At 71.1% G+C, this 15,388-nt stretch carries 17 protein-coding genes; 6 read left to right on the top strand and 11 right to left on the bottom strand.

Annotated elements, in window-relative coordinates:
• Positions 1-39: 39 nt before the first annotated feature.
• Complete coding sequence (locus NIE79_RS24255; RefSeq protein ID WP_238680755.1) at positions 40-1,065, bottom strand: NBR1-Ig-like domain-containing protein; 1,026 nt, start codon at positions 1,063-1,065, stop codon at positions 40-42.
• A 176-nt stretch (positions 1,066-1,241) separates the two neighbouring features.
• Positions 1,242-1,823 (bottom strand): serine hydrolase, encoded by a 582-nt coding sequence (locus tag NIE79_RS24250; RefSeq protein WP_238680794.1) that lies wholly within the window; start codon positions 1,821-1,823, stop codon positions 1,242-1,244.
• 56 nt (positions 1,824-1,879) lie between these two features.
• Here NIE79_RS24250 and NIE79_RS24245 point away from each other — a divergent pair, with 56 nt between their 5' ends.
• Positions 1,880-2,119: a TetR-like C-terminal domain-containing protein gene (locus NIE79_RS24245; RefSeq protein WP_372471781.1), complete on the top strand. Its 240-nt coding sequence runs from the start codon at positions 1,880-1,882 to the stop codon at positions 2,117-2,119.
• 43 nt (positions 2,120-2,162) lie between these two features.
• On the opposite strand, the gene NIE79_RS24240 is transcribed toward NIE79_RS24245, so the two are convergent.
• The 8 genes from NIE79_RS24240 to NIE79_RS24205 form a co-directional block, all read right to left on the bottom strand.
• Positions 2,163-4,202, bottom strand: coding sequence for a hypothetical protein (locus NIE79_RS24240; RefSeq protein WP_238680754.1), 2,040 nt, complete (start codon positions 4,200-4,202; stop codon positions 2,163-2,165).
• 151 nt (positions 4,203-4,353) lie between these two features.
• Positions 4,354-4,500, bottom strand: coding sequence for a hypothetical protein (locus NIE79_RS24235; RefSeq protein ID WP_167337290.1), 147 nt, complete (start codon positions 4,498-4,500; stop codon positions 4,354-4,356).
• Positions 4,501-4,631: 131 nt separating this feature from the next.
• Positions 4,632-5,279: a GNAT family N-acetyltransferase gene (locus NIE79_RS24230; RefSeq protein WP_372471780.1), complete on the bottom strand. Its 648-nt coding sequence runs from the start codon at positions 5,277-5,279 to the stop codon at positions 4,632-4,634.
• 88 nt (positions 5,280-5,367) lie between these two features.
• The gene (locus NIE79_RS24225) at positions 5,368-6,222 is read right to left on the bottom strand and encodes an ABC transporter ATP-binding protein (protein ID WP_238680752.1); all 855 of its coding nucleotides are present in this window, start codon (positions 6,220-6,222) and stop codon (positions 5,368-5,370) included.
• A complete protein-coding gene (locus NIE79_RS24220) occupies positions 6,219-7,307 on the bottom strand; it encodes a FecCD family ABC transporter permease (protein WP_238680751.1) in 1,089 nt (362 codons plus the stop codon). The genes NIE79_RS24225 and NIE79_RS24220 overlap by 4 nt, the downstream gene beginning before the upstream one ends.
• Positions 7,304-8,092, bottom strand: a complete 789-nt coding sequence (locus NIE79_RS24215) for a class I SAM-dependent methyltransferase (protein WP_238680750.1) — start codon at positions 8,090-8,092, stop codon at positions 7,304-7,306. Before NIE79_RS24215 ends, NIE79_RS24220 begins: the two co-directional genes overlap by 4 nt.
• On the bottom strand, positions 8,089-9,081 hold the full coding sequence (locus NIE79_RS24210) for an ABC transporter substrate-binding protein (protein ID WP_238680749.1): 993 nt from the start codon (positions 9,079-9,081) through the stop codon (positions 8,089-8,091). Before NIE79_RS24210 ends, NIE79_RS24215 begins: the two co-directional genes overlap by 4 nt.
• Before the next feature lie 174 nt (positions 9,082-9,255).
• Positions 9,256-10,470 carry a cellulose-binding domain-containing protein gene (locus tag NIE79_RS24205; protein ID WP_238680748.1) on the bottom strand — a complete coding sequence of 405 codons (1,215 nt, stop codon included), beginning with the start codon at positions 10,468-10,470 and terminating at the stop codon, positions 9,256-9,258.
• 431 nt (positions 10,471-10,901) lie between these two features.
• Here NIE79_RS24205 and NIE79_RS24200 point away from each other — a divergent pair, with 431 nt between their 5' ends.
• Together NIE79_RS24200 and NIE79_RS24195 are read left to right on the top strand one after the other, a co-directional pair.
• Positions 10,902-11,288: a YciI family protein gene (locus tag NIE79_RS24200; RefSeq protein WP_238680747.1), complete on the top strand. Its 387-nt coding sequence runs from the start codon at positions 10,902-10,904 to the stop codon at positions 11,286-11,288.
• Positions 11,288-12,502 carry an RNA polymerase sigma factor gene (locus NIE79_RS24195; protein ID WP_238680746.1) on the top strand — a complete coding sequence of 405 codons (1,215 nt, stop codon included), beginning with the start codon at positions 11,288-11,290 and terminating at the stop codon, positions 12,500-12,502. The genes NIE79_RS24200 and NIE79_RS24195 overlap by 1 nt, the downstream gene beginning before the upstream one ends.
• Before the next feature lie 58 nt (positions 12,503-12,560).
• On the opposite strand, the gene NIE79_RS24190 is transcribed toward NIE79_RS24195, so the two are convergent.
• The gene (locus NIE79_RS24190; protein WP_238680745.1) at positions 12,561-13,226 is read right to left on the bottom strand and encodes a tetratricopeptide repeat protein; all 666 of its coding nucleotides are present in this window, start codon (positions 13,224-13,226) and stop codon (positions 12,561-12,563) included.
• A gap of 236 nt (positions 13,227-13,462) precedes the next feature.
• Between NIE79_RS24190 and NIE79_RS24185 the strand changes: the two genes are divergently transcribed.
• Genes NIE79_RS24185 through NIE79_RS24175 form a run of 3 tightly spaced genes read left to right on the top strand, consistent with a single transcriptional unit; the run spans position 13,463 to position 15,185 of the window.
• The gene (locus NIE79_RS24185; protein ID WP_238680744.1) at positions 13,463-13,954 is read left to right on the top strand and encodes a sigma-70 family RNA polymerase sigma factor; all 492 of its coding nucleotides are present in this window, start codon (positions 13,463-13,465) and stop codon (positions 13,952-13,954) included.
• 14 nt (positions 13,955-13,968) lie between these two features.
• Positions 13,969-14,784, top strand: a complete 816-nt coding sequence (locus NIE79_RS24180) for a hypothetical protein (protein WP_238680743.1) — start codon at positions 13,969-13,971, stop codon at positions 14,782-14,784.
• A 47-nt stretch (positions 14,785-14,831) separates the two neighbouring features.
• Positions 14,832-15,185, top strand: a complete 354-nt coding sequence (locus NIE79_RS24175; RefSeq protein ID WP_238680742.1) for a VOC family protein — start codon at positions 14,832-14,834, stop codon at positions 15,183-15,185.
• Positions 15,186-15,388: the final 203 nt, after the last annotated feature.

The raw sequence follows: 15,388 nt of genomic DNA, 5'->3' as shown, positions 1-15,388 counted from the left end.
TCGCACTCTGACACCGGTCGGGGTGACCGGGAAGCGCACTCAGGCGGTGACGGTGACCATGAAGTACACCGGCCGGCGGGTGGGAAAGTACTCCTGCCCGTTCTCGTCGACCATCTTCCAGCTCACCCAGCACTTTCCGGGACGACTCGGCGCGGTGACCTCGACACTGATCATCACCTGCTCGTCGGGCGGTGTGTCACCGATCGCCACCCGGTCCGGCACCTGACAGCCGTCGGCGTCGGCGGCCGGGTTGGTCCGCTGGAGGAAACGGTTGTGCCAGGCCACCTTCCCCACGTTCTTGAGGGCCCACACCTTGACGAACTGGGAGTTGACCCGCACCCGGGTGCCGTCGGGGATGGTGACGTCGGAGATGAACTTGCTGGAGTCGCCGGGGATCAGCGAGTCCGAGAACGCTGAGGCCGACGGCGACACCGAGGGTGCTGACGACGCCGCCACCGCGCCGGAGTCGTTCCGCGACGACCGGCCGCGGACGACGATGCCCAGGACGGCGACCACCGCCACCACCACTACCACCGCGGCGGCGGCGAGCCACGGCAGCCGGAGCCGCCGTGCACCAGCGACGTCCTCGTCGGTCGGCGGATAGTCCGTGCCGCGCAGCGCGTTCTGCTCCTTCGGGGGCGAGGCGGGGACGACGGACACGACAGGCCTGTGGGTCTCCGAGGCGTTGGTCCCGGTGTCGGGCTTCTCGCCCGTGGTGATCGGGGTTTCAGCGCCGGTCGGGGACTCGGTACTGACCGGCGCGGCATCGCCGTCTTCGGTGCCCTGCGCAGACGCGGGACGCTGCGCCTCCTCCCAGCGACGCCGCCACTGGACTTCGTCGGCCTCGCATGCTCTGACGAACTCCCGCACGGTCTCCCAGGAGGGGAACCTGGTCCCGGCCGCGGCCTCGTGCAGTGTGGTGTGCGAGATCCGGCCCGACAGCCCCGCCATCTTGCGAAACGACGGGTCGCCGGCGCCGGTCCGCAGGGCCCGTAGCTGTTCGGCGAACCTCTCGACGGCCTGTCTGTCCTGAATTGACTGGGCGGCGGCACGCTGGTCCTTCATCACTCCCCCATGTCAGACGACGTCGTCAGGCGTTGTCAGAGCGTGTCAGAGGGTATCGAACGGGACAAGGCCGCCATCGATGTGGTGCATCGACGACACCGGGCGCGACGGTCCCGGTGCTGGCGTTCGCCGGGACCGGGACCGCCGGGATCAACCCGCGTTGCGCCGCCGCGTTTTCAGGCGACCTTGGGCGTGGCGCGCATGCCCACGTAGCAGACCCGAGTGCCGTTGCTGAGTGTGGAGAAGACCACCGGCATGTAGTCCTCGCTGAACGACGGTCCCGCGCCGGAGGCGGCGAAGACCGTTGCGGTGACCGGTTCGAGGTCCATCTCCAGGGGCGGCGACACGCCTGCCATGTCGTCGACGAACTCGTACCGCAGGTGCGGTGTGCCGTCGTCGGTGCGGGAGACGGTCAGGACGACACCCTCACGCCGGTACGCGCCGAGCAGCGGTTCGAGGTCGATCGAGGGTGGCACGGGGGCCGGGGCGAACGGCGCGGGCATCGTGACGTCGGCGAGTTCGGAGAGCAGATCGCGGAACAGGTCGGCATAGAGCAGTCGGGCCGCGCCGCCGTTTGTCATCAGGACCACCGCGAGGTTCGCGTGCGGGACGACGCGCAGGTAGGCGAACTGGCCGATGGCCGCGCCGTCGTGGCCGTAGCCGGGGACGCCGTCCCAGTCGTAGAGCGTCCAACCCAGACCCCACCCGTCGGCGCTCACCGTCCACCTGTCGGGCACGTCGACGGCGCGGTGTCGCATGGCCTCCACTGGGCCCCCTCTACCGGGCCCTGGTCGGCGAGGCCCAGCACGATCCGATGGTCGCCGCCGCGCTCACCGAACGCTTCATCCGCCCGCAGGCCGACCGGACCGTCGCCCGGCTGCGGAGCGCACAGCAGCAGGGGCAGATCTCACCCGACTTCGACCTGGACGTGGCCATGGCGATCCTGTCCGGCCCGCTCTACTTCCAGTTCCTCATCACCCAGGAGCCGCTGACCCACGAGTACGTCGATCGCGTACTCGAGGCTCTGCTCGTGGGGTTGACGCCGCGGTCGTAGGACGCGCCGGCCCGCCGGGATGGTGGTCCCGGCGGGCCCGGCGTCACGGACAGGGTGTCCGCCCGCAGACGTCGACGACCTTGCCGGTCAGCAGGAAGACCGCCTTCTGTTTCTGGGCTGCGGCCTGGGCGCGGGGGAACTCGTGCGGGTCGTCGCCGAACTCCGGCCCGGCCGGAGCGAGGTTGGTCGGTGGTGGCGCGTACGCCGCACCGCTGTTCCAGATCACGATCGCCGAGCCGGTGTACGGGTATCGGCGGATCGGCGCGATACCCCAGTACGGCCGCACGTCCAGCGACCAGCCGTCGGCGAGCGCCGGGGTGTGCAGGCGCGCGCCGATGGTGCGCGCCTGCACCTCCGCCGCGGCCGGCGAGACCTGCTGGTCGCCGAAGGCCACGTGCATCAGCACCTGGTGCGCCGGGGTGCGCGGTAGTGGCCGGTCGGTCATGTGCTGGGCGTACCCGTTGGCCTCGGACCGGTCCCACAACATCTGCAGCAGCGCGAGCACCAGTTGTTGGTCGACAGTGTCCGGGTAGTAGCCGTCCAGCACGGTCTGGAACGGCGCGAAGTCCACGCTGCGTTGCAGCAGCGTGGAGTAGTTCATCGCCGGTACGCCGAGCACCGAGCGGGTCCAGTCCTGGGCGATGGCGGTGAGCGCACCTCCGTTGATGCCGCCCTGGCTGTTGCCGTCGTAGTGCAGCCCGCCGACACGGTTGATCAGCGGCCGGGCGGTCACGTCCCGGAACGCCGGGTCGGCGGCGAACCCAGCCGGGTGGATCATCGCGCGACCCAGGAAGAGGAAGTTCAGGAAGCTCTGCTGCAACCGGTCCGCCACCGCGGGGAAGACACTGAGGTCGGTGAAGGCGCCGGCCACATAGGGGACGTCGGCGGCGGCCATGCCGATCCAACTGGTCGCGCAGAAGGTGAAGTTGTGGGTGTTCGACATCGTCCTGACGTTGCCGGCGTTGATCTCGGTTGGCCTGCCGAGCAGTCCGTGACCGTAGAGCGAGAGGTGCGCCGGCCTCGCGGCCGAGGCACTGCGCGGGATGTTGCACACGAAGTCCGCCGCCAGCGTCACGCCGGACGGTGTGGGCAGGGCGTTCGGCGTGGGCGGCGTCCCGGCGCCGCCGGGCGGCCCGTAGTGCAGCCGGGAGCCGGGCCCGCCGTCGCCGGTCAGATAGGACGGTACGCCGATGGTGCCGGACACCTGACGGGCGATCAGCGGATCCTGCTCCGGTGAATAGTCGGTCACCTGGGTGACGGTGACCGGCGGCGCGGTCCGACCGAGGTCGGCGAACGCGTCGTCCCGGACGGCCACCATCCGCCCGGTCAGCCCGTGCCGGCTGGCCACAGTGAAGTCCCAGGCCAGGTAGAGGCTGTGCCGCGTGACGCCGGTCCGGGTCAGCTCGGTGACGATCCGCCTCACCTGCGGCCCCCGAGCGTCCCGCGGCTTGAGACCGGCACCGGTCAGGTACGCCGTGAACGCCTTCGGCGCCGGAATCACCGCCCCGTTGCCGTCGCGCAGGCCGCGCAGCCCGACGACGTAGCGGGTGCCCTCGGTCAGCGCCACCGCCGGCCGGATGATCAGCAGCTGCCGCTCGGGCTGGCCGGCGGCGTGCGCGTCCAGCTCGGCCCAGTACGGCGTGCGCTCACCGGTTCGGGTGTTGAGCAGCACGATCGGCGCGTCCGGCGCCAGCGAGCGACCGATGTCGGTGACCGGCGCGATTCCGCTCGCCGCGGCGTCGAGGCCGGGGACGCGCACCAGGATCGGTGAGCCGGGACTGAACCCGTCCTGCCGGTTCCACTCCGTCGGGTCGATCGGGGTTCCCTGCACGTTGGCGGGCATCGCGGCGGCGGTGAACCGCACCCGCTTGCCGGTGGGGCTGCTCCGGTCCGGCACTGTGAAGTAGTCGTTCGGGAACGGCAGCAGGCAGGCGGTCGGGTCGATCGGGTCGCAGGACGGGTGGCCGGCCGGTGCGGGAGCCGATGACGGTGCCGCAGGGGCCGCCGTGCCGAGCAGGACGGCGCCCGCTGTCACCAGCACGGACACGGCGAGGCGGAGCCCTCTGGAGGTGGTCACACGCATCTCCTTCGACGCTGGACGGCGGATCGATGGGTGGTGTTCTTCCTACGCGTGTGAAAGAGACTCAGCAAGCGGACAGACTCGCGGCCGGTGGCTGGCAGCCCGATCACGCTCTGGCTGCCGTCCACCGGCCGCATCGACGACCCACGGAAGATCAGTCGGTGATCACCGGCCAGGCGTAGGCGAGCAGGGCGCAGGCGGCACCCAGAAGCGCGAGCGAGACACCCCTCGTGGGCAGCGGCAGAGCAGCGAGCACGATCAGGATGACGGCGACAACGTAGAGAAATGCCTGGACCGACATGGTGCTCTCCTCGATCAGGGGTAACGAGCGGCTGACTTCATCCGCGGGATGCCCCCGGGCGTGATCTCAGAAACCTCCTGCTGATCACAGTTCGGCCCACAGTGGTACGTGCGGCGCGTTCGGTGCGGTGCCTACGTCTGGAGAAGGAGCGCTTCGGCGCCCACCGGCCGAAAACCCGCCGCCTGGAAGGCGCGCACGCTGCGTGCGTTGCCGGCGGCCTGCTGGGCCCAGACCGGCTGGCCGTCGGGCACCAGATGTCGGGCGGCCGTCGCCAGCGCCCGCCCCAGACCCCGGTGGCGACGCTCGTCGTCGACCTCGACCGCCGCCTCCCAACGGCCAGCCACCCCACGGCCGAGCAATACCACTCCGCCCTCGGCGGCCCAGACGCGGATGTCGTCACGGCGTCGACGCGACCTGACCTCGCGGGGGTGATCGGCGTCCGCAAGCTCACTCAGCTGCAACGGAGGTGGCCCGGCAAGGCAACTCGCGACGGTCAGCAGGTCGATCGTGTCCATGCGGCGCCGGGTGCGGTCGAGCAGCGCACCCAGGAAACGCGGATTCATGGTGGCCGCCAGGGAGTCGCAGTCGAGGGTGGCCAGCGTCCGACGTACCCACTGGGGGTCTTCGTCGGTGAACACCACCGAGTGTCCGGTGAAGGCGATGACTCCGGCGTCGCGGCGGCTCGGCTGCGGCACCACTGTGGTCCCGCCGTCCGGTGGCGGAAAGTGCCCGTGCGCCGCCTCGTGCAGGATGTCGGTCAATGTGCGGTCCATGGTCATCTTCTCCCCCGGTATACGGACCAAGCAGTGCTCGGACATCCTCCCGCTTGGAGTACGGCACCGTGTGCCGCGGATATCGGCCCGGCGCCTACGTCGCGTGGTCGCGGTACCAGATCCGGGGCCGGCCGTCATCGGTAACGTCGATGTCCGTGCGCACCTGGTAGACCTGCTCGATCCGGCTGGTGGTGAGAACCTCGGCGGGCGTACCCGCCGCGACCACCCGCCCGCAGTGCAGAAGGACCAACCGGTCGCAGTACTGCGCGGCCAGGTTGAGGTCGTGCAGGGTCACCACGACCGTGCTGGCCGACTCGGCGAGGGACCGCAACAGCTCCAGCTGATGCCGGATGTCCAGGTGGTTTGTCGGCTCGTCGAGCAGCAGCAGATCCGGTTCCTGCACCAGAGCGCGGGCCAGGTCCACCCGCTGCCGCTCACCACCGGAGAGGCTCGACCAGCGCCGCTGCTCGAACCCGGCCAGGCCGGCCTCGGCGAGCGCACGCCGCGCCAGGTCCAGATCCGCGGCGCCGACCCCGGCGAGACGAGGCCGGTACGGTGTCCGGCCCAGCAGGACCACCTCCAGTGCGGACATCTCCACGTCGGTGGCCACCTGCTGGGTGACCACCGCGATCCGTTGAGCCAGCGCACGCCGGGGTATCGCGCCCACCGCGACATCGTCGAGCAGCACCCGACCGGACTCCGGCCGCGCCAGCCCGGCCAGCAGTCGCAGCAGGCTCGACTTGCCGGAGCCGTTCGGCCCGAGCAGCCCGACAGTGGCGCCCGGTTCGGCGGTGAGCGCCACCCCGACCAGGATCCGTACGCCGGCCACGCCCCACCCGATCCCGTCCGCGTGCAGCCGCGCCGGCAACGCTCCCACCGGGTACGGGTCACCGCCGGTCGCCCGACCACCGCCGCCCGCTCCCCCGCCCGCGGCGCCCGGCGCGATCACGGCGCACCCGTTCGGCGTCGCATGACCAACGCGAACACCGGCACCCCGAGCAGCGCGGTGAGCACACCCACCGGCAGTTCCTGTGGCGAGAAGACGGTCCGCGCCACGGTGTCCGCCCAGATCAGGAAGATCGCGCCGATCACCGCGCAGGCGGGCAGCAACGTCCGGTGCCCGGAGCCGAACAGGAACCGTACGGCGTGCGGCACCGTCAGCCCGACGAAACCGATGGCGCCGCTCGCCGCCACCAGCGCGGCCGCCATCAGGGCGGTGACGGTGAACAGCAGCAGCCGGGTGCGCCCGGGAGAGAACCCGAGCGAGCGGGCGGTATCGGTGCCGAACGCGAAGGCGTCCAGCGCCGACGCACCGGCCCAGCAGACCAGCAGGCCGACGGCGACCACCACCGCGCTCAGCGTCACCGACGCCCAGGAGGCCGCCGTCAGCGAGCCGAGCAGCCAGAACGTCACGCTGCGGGTGTCCTGGGTGTGCGCGTCGGAGATCACGATCAGGCTGGTCACCGCGCTGAAGAGCTGCGACACAGCCACCCCGGCGAGAACGATCCGGGTCGGCTCGCCGGCCTGCCGGCCGGCGAGCAGCAGCACCGCACCGAACGCGGCCATGCTGCCGACGAACGCGCCGGTGGTCAGGTCGACCGGGCCCGCGCCGATCCGAATGCCGAGGACCAGCACCGCCACCGCTCCGGTGGAGGCGCCGGACGAGACACCCAGCAGGAACGGGTCGGCCAGCGGATTTCGCGTGAGCGCCTGGAGCACCGCCCCGCACACCGCCAGACCGGCACCGACCAACGCGGCCAACAGCACCCGGGGCAGCCGGAGATCCCACACGATGCTGTCGGGCAACGCCGGTAGTGGCTGGACCGGCAGACCCACGTGGCTGGCCACCGCGCGCAGAACGCTGTCGACCGGCAGGTCGGCCGAGCCCACGCTGACCGCCGCCGCGATGGTGACCAGCAGCAGGAGCACTGCCAGCGGCAGGACGTACCGGCCGTTCCTTGAGAAGCCGGTAGGGGGTGGCGAGTCCCGCCGGCCCCTCGCCGGGACTGGGGATCGTGCGGCAGGCAGGCTCATCGGCGGGCGAACACCACGTAGTCGTCCAGGTACTGCCAGGCGGTGCCGACCTCGGCGAACCCGGCCGTGCGAAGGGCAGCCAGATGGAACGCCAGTGAGGCTGGGGCCTGCGGCGGTCGGTCGGCGAACCGCCGTTCCCGCTGGGCAGCCAGGCCGGCCAGTTCCGGGTGTCGGGCCGCCTCGGCGTACCAGTCGGAGTAGGTGAGTGCTCCGGCGGCGAAAGTCTCCTGCTGCACCTGCGCGTCGTGCCGACAGGCGATGTCGCGCAGGGTGGGCGCCGATTCGTCGTAACGGAGGTGGTCGGCGTTGAGCAGCACGCCACCGGCGGGCAGCAGCCGCGCCGCGGTGGTGTAGCCCCGCAGCAGTTGCTCCGGCGCGAGCCAGTGCAGTGCCGTCGAGGTGAGTACGGCGTCGACCCGCCGCCCGGCCAGCGCCTCCTCCCAGCCGTCGGCCACCAGGTCGACGTCGTGGACCTCAACCCGTCCGGTGTACCGGTGCAGGGCACGCCGCGCGACCTCCAGCAGGATCGGGTCGTAGTCGACAGCGACGGCGGTGGCGCGGGGGAACTGCGCCAGCATCCGGTCGCTGATCGCGCCGGGACCGCAGGCAAGGTCGAGGATCGTGAGGTCGTCCGGGCAGTGCAGCCGCAGCACGTCGGCCATCGCGTCGAACCGCAGGTCGCGGTGGGCGACATAGGCCGACTGCTGGTCGTTCCAGAGTTCGAGCAGGCGGCGGGCGGCGGGCGGCTCCAGCGCGGCGACCTCGGCGCCGGCGGGCGGGGTCATCGGGCGGTCCCGTGCAGGTTGGCGCCGACCAGTTCCGCCGCCTGGACGCTGCGGATCGATGGATCCATCGACGAGCCGGGCACTGTGACGAACCGTCCGGCGACGACCGCGTCCAGCTTCGACGTCACCGGGTTGCGGCGCAGGAAGTCGATCTTCGATTGGGCACTGTCGCCGTCGCCTCCCCGGGTCAGATCGGCCAACACGATCACCTCCGGGTTGCGTTTGGCGATCTCCTCCCAGTTGCCGGCCGGCCATTTCTGGCTGGCATCGGTGAACGTGTTGCGGGCGCCCAGCAGCGAGCTGATCGCGTCCGGAACCCCGCCGTGCCCGGCCACGTACGGGGTGCTCGTTCCGGAGTAGTACCAGAGGAGTGACGGGCCGGCCGTTGGCGCCGCACCTCGGGCGGCGTCCAACCGGCTCTGCTGGTCGCGGATCAGCTTGTCGGCCCGCTCCGGGACACCGAAGACGCTGGCGATGTCGCGGATCTCGTCGAAGATCCCGTCGAAGGTGACCGTCTGGGTCGCGTCCGCCGGCTTCTCGCAGGCGAACTCGGAGAGGTACGCCGGTACGCCGAGCGTGGCCAGGTCAGTGCGCGAGCCTGCGGCGTCCGAGGCGTACGCGGAGGTGTAGGTCGAGTAGACGAAGTCCGGGTTCGCCGCCCGGACCGCCTCTCGTGAGGAGTAGAGCTTGGCAAGCACCGGCACCTTCTCGTAGGCCGGGCGCAGCTCGGGCAGCACCGGGTCGGTCTGGTAGCTGGTGCCGACCATCCGATCGGCGAGACCGAGGCTGAGCATGATCTCGGTGGCGTTCTGTTCCAGTGCGATAGCTCGCTGGGGTGGCGCGGTGACGCTGACAGGCAGTCCGCAGTTGGTCAGGTGGACCGGGGTGGCCAGGTGGCCCCGCGCGGCCGGTGCGGCGGCTCCCCCGTCGGAGCAGCCGGCCGCGGCAAGCACCAGGCACAGGCCCGCCTTAATGAAAACGGTTTTCATGAGCGGGAACATATCAACAGCGCCTGCGCGGCCTGGCAGCCGGGGGTGCGGTACGTCAGCCGACGGCCGACGCCGACGCAGTCGAGGGTGTGACCCGGAACCTGGGTCACACCCTCGACGCATTCATCACCATGACGGGGCACCGCTGACGGTCCCGCCCACGACCTCGACGGGTCAGCAGCCGATCCGGCTGGACCCCAGCGCGACGTCGTCGTACCAGAGGGTGTCGGCTCCGCCGCCGTAGCTCTCCCAGCCCAACTTCAGGTCGGTGAGCTGCGGCCGCCAGGTGCGGTTGTACCACTGGCCGTCGATGTCGTGCGTCGGCGAGCCGTCCGCGGTCAGCCCGGGGATGGCGGCGCCGTCCAACCAGGTACGCAGCTGACCGGCCGCACCGTCCACCATGAACTCCACGCAGGTCCACCGGTTGGTGGGTAGCGGCACGCTCTGCGCGACCCCGGCCGGGCTCTGCTCGGGCAGGGTCGCGTCGTCGGAGGCGCGGTTCCACTGAAGGGCGCCGTTCTGGCCACCCAACCGCAGGTCCTTGTTGCCGTCGGCGGCGTCGGCCATCGCCATCATCGTGGTGTGTTCGGTGGGCTGGGCGGTGGTGTGCCGGACCCAGATCCGGCCGTACCGGACGTTGCCCACGCTGCCGAGGTTCTTCGTGGATCTGATGAAGACGTGGTTGCAGTACCCGGCGGCGCCGTTGATCCGGACCGACCGGCTGCCGCTGTGCGTGGTCGCCGTGTCGATGGTGGCGGTACCCGCGCCGGAACAGTCCGGGCTCACCACGGCCCAGTCACCGGAGGGCGTCGAACCGGTCTGGCTCTCGAAGCCGTCGCAGAGCACCGCGCCGGCACACCCGGTCGGCGGCTCGGTGGTGGGCGGCGGGGTGGTGGGCGGAGGCGTCGTCGGCGGCGGGGTGGTGGGCGGAGGCGTCGTCGGCGGCGGGGTGGTCGGTGGCGGCGTGGCGCCGTTGCACGCCACGCCGTTCAGGCTGAACCCGGTCGGCGCGCCACCGCTGGTGCCGTACGTGCCCTGCAATCCGAACTCGGTGGAGCCGCCGGCCAAGATGCTGCCGTTGTACGACGCGTTGCGGGCGGTCACCGTCGATCCGGACTGGCTGACAGTGGCGTTCCAGCCGCTGGTGACCCGCTCGTCCCCGGCGTAGGTCCAGGTGACTGTCCAACTGGAGACGGCCGCGTCCCCCGGGGAGACCTTGACGGTGGCGGTGAACCCGCCGGGCCACTGGTTGGGCGTGTAATCGACCCGGCAGCCCTGGGCGGCTGCGGCCGGGCCGCTGAGCAGCGCCGCCCCGGTTGTGGTCGCGGCGGCGGCCAGCGCGGCGACGACCACAAGGGTCGCGGCGGGGCGGGCACGGAAAATCGTCATGAAGGGTCCTTCTGCCATCGAGCTGAGCGGAGGTGGCACGGCGGCGCGTCCTGGACGGACGCGGCGCGACAACGTGCCCTGGATGCGGCGCGGCGGTGCGCCACAGCGACCGGTCGTGCGTACGACCGAAATGCCCGGCTCGGGGGTGGACCTGTCAGCCGCCGACGGCCCGGTCACCCGAACCCCGGCGGCGCCCACTCTCAATCTATTGACGAACGCCTATTGAATCAAGCATCGGCGACACTCCCCCGCCACGCCGATCTTGCAGTTTCGGTTGTCGACATGGGCGGAATGCCCCTCATGTCGGGACAGCAAATGCAAGATCGCGGAGCAGGGACAGCACTTTTCGGGGCCGTGTCGATCCGTGGGTTGCCCGTTCGACGTGAGAATGCTGGGGCCGGGAGACGGCCCCGTCGGATGAGGAGAACGCGATGTCGAAGTACCTGTTGATCATGCGGGGCACCGATGAGACGAACGCGGCCATGATGGCCAACATCGACGAGATGATGGCCACGACCCGCCAGTTCATCGAGGACATGATGAAGGCCGACGTTCTCGTCGCGGCCGAAGGGCTGGACGATCCGCGCCAGGGTGTCGTTGTCGACTTCGGCGGCGATGCACCGGTGGTCACCGACGGTCCGTACGGCGAGACCCGGGAGTTGTTCGGCGGCTACTTCCTGCTCGACGTCGCCACGAAACAGGAGGCGGTCGAGTGGGCCAAGCGGGTCCCGGCGGTCCGCGGATCCAAGATCGAGGTCCGGCGGGTGGCCGAGGCCGACGAGGTCCCGCAGGGTGGCGAGAGCAACGGCCAGATCTGATGGGTACGGCCGACGTCGAGGCCGTCTGGCGGACCGAGTCGGCGCGGATCGTCGCCGCGCTGACCCGGTTCACCGGTGACTTCGGGCTGGCCGAGGACGCCGCCCAGGAGGCGGTGGCCGAGGCGCTGGCGTCCTGGCCGCGTGCCTCTCCGGCCAACCCGGCCGGGTGGTTGATGGCCACGGCCCGGCGGCGGGCGATCGACGCGATCCGCCGCCGGGCCGCCCTTCAGGAGCGATACGCCCTGTTGGCGGCCGACCCCGCGCTCGACCAGGAGATCGACCCCGACCGCATCGACGACGATGTCCTCGCGCTGATGTTCGTCAGCTGCCACCCGGTGCTCTCCCCCGAGGCGCGGGTGGCGCTGACCCTGCGGGTGGTCGGCGGGCTCTCCACCGAGGAGATCGCCCGTGCGTTCCTGGTGCCCGTGCCGACCGTGCAGGCCCGCATCACCCGGGGCAAGAAGGCGATCGCGGCGGCCGGGGTGCCGTTCGCGCTGCCGCCGGTCGGCGAGCGCCGGGAGCGGCTGGGCGGCGTGCTCAGCGTCCTCTACGTGATCTTTACGGAGGGGTCGACGGCCACCTCAGGCGAACACCTGCTGCGCCCCGACGTCGCGTACGAGGCGATCCGACTGGCTCGCACACTTGCCGCGCTCCAGCCGGACGAGCCGGAGGTGCACGGCCTGCTCGCCCTGTGCGAACTGACGGCGGCGCGTTTCCCGGCCCGGACCGCCCCGGACGGCACGCCGATCCTCCTTGCGGACCAGGACCGCCGGTTGTGGGACTTCCCGGCGATCCACCGTGGGCTGGCCGCGCTGGCCAGGGCATCGCAACACGGCCTCGGCCCCTACGGTCTACAGGCAGCGATCGCGGCCACGCACGCGGCGGCAGCCTCGGTCGAGGAGACCGACTGGACCGGGATCGTCCGGCTCTACGAGGCGCTCGGCCGGGTCGCACCCTCGCCGGTAGTCGAACTCAACAGGGCCGTCGCCGTCGCGATGGCCTCGGGTCCGGTGCGAGCCCTGGCCATCGTCGACGAGCTGATCGCCGCGAACCGGCTCCCCGGGTCGCACCTCGTCCCGACCGTACGCGGCGAGCTGCTGACCCGCCTCGGCCGGCTCCCGGAGGCGCGCGCCGAACTGGAGCTGGCCGCTCGGCTCTGCGCCAATCAGCGCGAACGCTCAGTGCTGCTCCGCAAGGCGGCCGCGCTGAGCTGACTCCTCCCGCACGGCCGGCGGGGCCGGAGCGCCGGGTCGACTGCCCGCGACCGCAGGCTCAGATCTGCGTTCTCGCCTGCTCGATGTGCCGGGCGATGGCGTGCGCGCCATGCGTGCGGGCGATGGTGTGCGCCTCGTCGAGTGTGGTGAGCGCGTCCGCGCGGCGGTCCTGCGCGGCGGCGATGTAGGCCAGCCCGATCATGTTGGAGGCCACGCCCGGCAGCGCTCCGACCTCCCGGCGCAGCCGGGTCGACTCCTCCAGCCGCTCGCGCGCCTCCTCCAGCCGGCCAGCCGCGTGTGCCGCGATGCCCAGGTGTCGCAGCGCCTCGGACCAGGTCGGCTTGTCGCCGGTCTGCGCCGCCAGTCGGCAGGACCGCTCCAGGTACGGCACCGCGGTCTCGTCGTCATGCCGGATGAACTGGTGCAGACAACCGATCCAGAACAACGCCTCGGCCTCGCCGCGCGTGTCCCCCAGTGCCTGGTACAGCTCGAGCGCGCGCTCGAACAGCGGCAGTTCGGCGGGATCCTCGGTAGGCAACGAGCCGGGGTCGGCGGGCGCCGCGCTCTGAAACCGGGCGTGCAGAATCCTCCCCCGCGCCAACGCCGCATCGGCCTCGACGGCGTCCAGGCCCTGTTCGGCGTCCCTCAGCCCGCTGGCGTCGCCGCCGAACACCGCCAGTTCATAGACCTCTCGGGCCCGTACGATCCGATCGTCGGTGCTCATCGTCGCCCCCGCTGGCATCGCCACTACCTGCTAGGCCCGGCAGCCTAGTCGGCAGACCGCCTGTCCGGCATCCGTACGGACTGACCACTGCAATGACCACGTCCAGATCTTCGGCGAGCAGAGCGGTGAAAGCCGAACCGACGGTGCAACCCCGAAGGGCGAGAGCCGCGTCGTACGGCCGTGACAGTTAGCGCAGAGAACAGACCCGTGATGGCCGCCGAAAAGGACAGACCCCGGTGAGGCGGGCCGACGAGACCGACTTCCATGACTTCGTCGCGGGCCGGATGGATCGCTGGCGACGCAGCGCGTTCCTGCTCTGCCAGGACTGGCACACCGCCGACGACGTCGTGTCGGTGACCGTCGCGAAGCTCTACCGGAACTGGCGTACGGCGGGTCGGGCGGACAACCGTGACGCGTACGCCCAGCGGGTTTTGACCCGCGCCTGGCTCGATGAGCGGCGCCGGCCCTGGAAGCGGCGGGAACAGGCGAGCGCGACGCTGCCGGACCTGGCCGCGGCGGCCCCGGAGACGGTCACCGACCGCGAAGGACTCGCCGCGCTGCTGCATTCCCTCGGCCCCAAGCAGCGAGCAGTGCTCGTGCTCCGCTTCTACCTGGACTGCTCGGTGGAGGAGACCGCGCAGATCCTCGGCATCTCCACCGGCACCGTCAAGAGTCAGTCGGCACGCGGGCTGGCGAACCTGCGCGCCGTCGTCACCGGCCAATCCTGAGAAAGAGGCAGAAGATGGGTCACCAGTTGTTCGACGAGTTGATCGGGACGCCACCGCCGCCCCGGGTGGACGTGGAGGGCATCGTCCGCCGCGAACGGCGCGCGAGCCACGCCCGGCTGGCCGGCGGCCCGCTGGCCGCTGTCCTGGCGCTGGCGGTCGGCGTCGGTGTCGCCGTACACGATCAGGAGCCTGGCCGGCCGCTGGCCGCGCCCTCTCCCACGGCCGCAGACACCGGGTTCCGCCTGGTCTTCGACACCGACGAGAGCGCCGAGGCCAGCGCGAAGCGCCTCGGCGCGGAGTTCGATGCCGCGCTACGTGCGGTGGCGCCCGGGTCGACGTGGTTCTGGATCCCCGACCACGTGGGCAAGGCCCGCCAGCCGGACGGGCGGCCGCCGGTGTTCACCCACAACGGCCGGGACGACATGGTCGGCGGCGAAAGCGGCCTGTCGTATCGGGGTCGGAAGGGTCCGCTGGGGGTGTCCATCTCCCCCGACGTCCTCGATCCGGCGCCGGCCGGCCAGCCCGCCGGTTTCCACTGGCCGTGCGAGCTGCCGGAGGGTGCGGGAGACAACCGTTACCACCGCGTCTGTGTGGCGGGGACGACCCCCGGCGGCCTCCGGATGAAGACCGAGACGCTGACCGGGAAGCGGACCGCGAGCGTGCAGCACCTCGTCTCGATCCAACTGCCCGGCAACCGGGCGCTCAGCGCGAGCGTCAGCAACATGGTGGGGGTCGACGAGCAGGCCGTCGCCGCACAGCCGGAACCTCCGCTCTCCGCTGAGCAGCTCAGGGCCGTCGCGGTACGGGTTGCCGAGCGGGTCAGGGCCTGACGGTCGCAATAATCAGGGGGTATCTATCGCCTGAGCTGGAGGTCCGCATGCGCGTCATCCGCATTCTGCCCAACCTTCCGGTGGCTGACGTCAGCGCCGCGAAGGGCTTCTACACCGACTTCCTCGGTCTGAGCACCGAGGCGTTCAGCCTGGGCTGGGTGGCCCGCTACACCTCGGCCGACCCCGACGTGGCCGTGCAGCTCGTCTCCGGGGACGCGACCGCACCCGAGGGCTCGGTCATCAGCGTGCAGGTGGACGACGTGGACGACGCCTATGCCGAGGCCCAGCGGCTCGGCTACGACATCGTCCACCCGCTGACCACCGAGCCGTGGGGCGTGCGCAGGTTCTTCGTCCGCGCCCCGGACGGCAACGTCATCAACGTCGCGGCTCACCGCTCCTGAGGTGATCTCGACAATCCCGAGGGATTGACCCTCACAGACGCCCGATGTTAACTGCACATCAACGATGTGGATCGATGTTCATCCGGATGCCGTCAACCCGGCACTGTGGCACCGCTCCGCGTCGTCTCGACATCGCCCTCGTTTCGGCGGACGTGGGCACACCGGGGCACTTCCCGGGGTGCGAGACCTGCATCCGCGACGAT

It is taken from the genome of Micromonospora trifolii (assembly GCF_022229005.1).
Taxonomy (GTDB): domain Bacteria; phylum Actinomycetota; class Actinomycetes; order Mycobacteriales; family Micromonosporaceae; genus Micromonospora; species Micromonospora trifolii.
The sequence above is the reverse complement of the archived record's forward strand: the minus strand, read 5'-3'. Positions and strand labels throughout refer to the sequence as shown.

Excerpts from the sequence above, each read along its gene's own strand:
- NIE79_RS24195 (WP_238680746.1), top strand. The coding sequence starts at position 11,288 with ATGGGTACGGCCGACGTCGAGGCCGTCTGGCGGACCGAGTCGGCGCGG.
- NIE79_RS24215 (WP_238680750.1), bottom strand. The coding sequence starts at position 8,092 with ATGACCCCGCCCGCCGGCGCCGAGGTCGCCGCGCTGGAGCCGCCCGCC.
- NIE79_RS24240 (WP_238680754.1), bottom strand. The coding sequence starts at position 4,202 with ATGCGTGTGACCACCTCCAGAGGGCTCCGCCTCGCCGTGTCCGTGCTG.
- NIE79_RS24250 (WP_238680794.1), bottom strand. The coding sequence starts at position 1,823 with ATGCGACACCGCGCCGTCGACGTGCCCGACAGGTGGACGGTGAGCGCC.
- NIE79_RS24220 (WP_238680751.1), bottom strand. The coding sequence starts at position 7,307 with ATGAGCCTGCCTGCCGCACGATCCCCAGTCCCGGCGAGGGGCCGGCGG.
- NIE79_RS24200 (WP_238680747.1), top strand. The coding sequence starts at position 10,902 with ATGTCGAAGTACCTGTTGATCATGCGGGGCACCGATGAGACGAACGCG.
- NIE79_RS24205 (WP_238680748.1), bottom strand. The coding sequence starts at position 10,470 with ATGACGATTTTCCGTGCCCGCCCCGCCGCGACCCTTGTGGTCGTCGCC.
- NIE79_RS24210 (WP_238680749.1), bottom strand. The coding sequence starts at position 9,081 with ATGAAAACCGTTTTCATTAAGGCGGGCCTGTGCCTGGTGCTTGCCGCG.
- NIE79_RS24255 (WP_238680755.1), bottom strand. The coding sequence starts at position 1,065 with ATGAAGGACCAGCGTGCCGCCGCCCAGTCAATTCAGGACAGACAGGCC.
- NIE79_RS24245 (WP_372471781.1), top strand. The coding sequence starts at position 1,880 with ATGGTCGCCGCCGCGCTCACCGAACGCTTCATCCGCCCGCAGGCCGAC.
- NIE79_RS24235 (WP_167337290.1), bottom strand. The coding sequence starts at position 4,500 with ATGTCGGTCCAGGCATTTCTCTACGTTGTCGCCGTCATCCTGATCGTG.
- NIE79_RS24230 (WP_372471780.1), bottom strand. The coding sequence starts at position 5,279 with ATGACCATGGACCGCACATTGACCGACATCCTGCACGAGGCGGCGCAC.
- NIE79_RS24180 (WP_238680743.1), top strand. The coding sequence starts at position 13,969 with ATGGGTCACCAGTTGTTCGACGAGTTGATCGGGACGCCACCGCCGCCC.
- NIE79_RS24190 (WP_238680745.1), bottom strand. The coding sequence starts at position 13,226 with ATGAGCACCGACGATCGGATCGTACGGGCCCGAGAGGTCTATGAACTG.
- NIE79_RS24175 (WP_238680742.1), top strand. The coding sequence starts at position 14,832 with ATGCGCGTCATCCGCATTCTGCCCAACCTTCCGGTGGCTGACGTCAGC.